Below are 1,372 nucleotides of genomic sequence, written 5' to 3' on the forward strand. Positions count from 1 at the left end.
CTAGTACTACAGCGAGGCTTTGAGATCTGTAGCGTGTAAACATGCCAGATGACTTAACCGCTGCTGATCTGCGGGAGTGGGTTACGGGACTGGATGTGTTGTTCGGCCGGGTAGCGGGCCGGTTCGGGCGGGTGGAGCCGCGTCGGCAAGCGCGGGCTTATCTGCTGGGGTTGCTGGCGCCGATCGAGCGCAAGAACGGCTGGCAGCTGGCCGAGGCGGCCGGGGATGCGACGCCGGATCGTATGCAGCGCCTGCTCAACAGCGCCCGCTGGGACCCGCGCCAGGTGCGCGTCGATCTGCGTGAGTACGTGATGGAACACCTCGGCCACCGCGACGGCGTGCTGATCGTCGATGAGACCGGCTTCCTGAAGAAGGGCGACAAGTCGGCCGGGGTGCAGCGCCAGTACTCCGGTACCGCAGGCCGGGTGGACAACTGCCAGGTGGGCGTCTTCCTGGCCTACGCCTCCCCGCTCGGGCGGACACTGATCGACGCCGAGTTGTATCTGCCCCGGTCCTGGACCGATGACCATGATCGCTGCGCCCGGGCCGGCATCCCGGCCGACGCGCCCTTTGCCACCAAGCCGATGCTGGCGCGGACGATGCTGGCCCGCGCGCTGCAGGCCGGCGTGCCGGTGTCGTGGGTGACCGCGGACGAGGCATATGGCATGGATTTCAAGTTCCGGCGTTTCCTGGAAGAACACCGTCTCAGTTATGTGGTGGCCGTACCCAGGAGCCAGTGGATCGGCACGGGCTGGGGCGGGCAGATCCGTGCCGACACCGCCACCGCCCAAGCTCCGGCCGAGGCGTGGAAGCGCCGCTCCTGCGGCCGCGGCGCCAAAGGCGAACGGTTGTATGACTGGGCGCTGGCGTCGGTGCGTTTCGAGGTCGAGCCCGGCTATCAGCGTTGGCTGCTGGCCCGGCGCAGCCTGACCCCCAACGCCAGGGGTGAACGGGAACTGGCCTACTACCTGTGCCATGCTCCGGCCGGCACCACCCTGGAAGACCTCATCACCGTCGCGGGCAGCAGATGGGCCATCGAGGAATGCTTCCAGAGCGCCAAGAACGAGACCGGCCTGGACCACTACCAGGTGCGCCGTTACGACGCCTGGCACCGCCACATCACTTTGGCGATGCTCGCCCACGCCTACCTGGCCGTCACTGCCGCACACTCCCCAAAAGCCCAAGCGGGCTGGTCCGCCTCACACCAGCCGAGATCCGCCGTCTCCTGGCACACCTGACCAGCACTCTCGTCCCACCCCTCGCCCATGCCTTGGCCTGGTCCCACTACCGGCGCCTCCATCAGACCCGCGCCCGAGCCAGCCACTACAGAAGACATCGACTGAAACATCTCAAAGCCTCGCTGTAGTACTAG

The 1,372-nt window shown here is 66.9% G+C and carries 1 protein-coding gene; it reads left to right on the forward strand.

Annotation, left to right across the window (positions count from 1 at the left end):
* The first annotated feature begins 41 nt into the window (after positions 1-41).
* On the forward strand, positions 42-1,238 hold the full coding sequence (locus tag ABZ459_RS52730; protein WP_357989104.1) for an IS701 family transposase: 1,197 nt from the start codon (positions 42-44) through the stop codon (positions 1,236-1,238).
* Positions 1,239-1,372 lie beyond the last annotated feature (134 nt).

It is taken from the genome of Nonomuraea sp. NPDC005692 (genome assembly GCF_040631115.1).
In the GTDB taxonomy this organism is placed as follows: domain Bacteria; phylum Actinomycetota; class Actinomycetes; order Streptosporangiales; family Streptosporangiaceae; genus Nonomuraea.

Excerpts from the sequence above, each read along its gene's own strand:
- ABZ459_RS52730 (WP_357989104.1), top strand. The coding sequence starts at position 42 with ATGCCAGATGACTTAACCGCTGCTGATCTGCGGGAGTGGGTTACGGGA.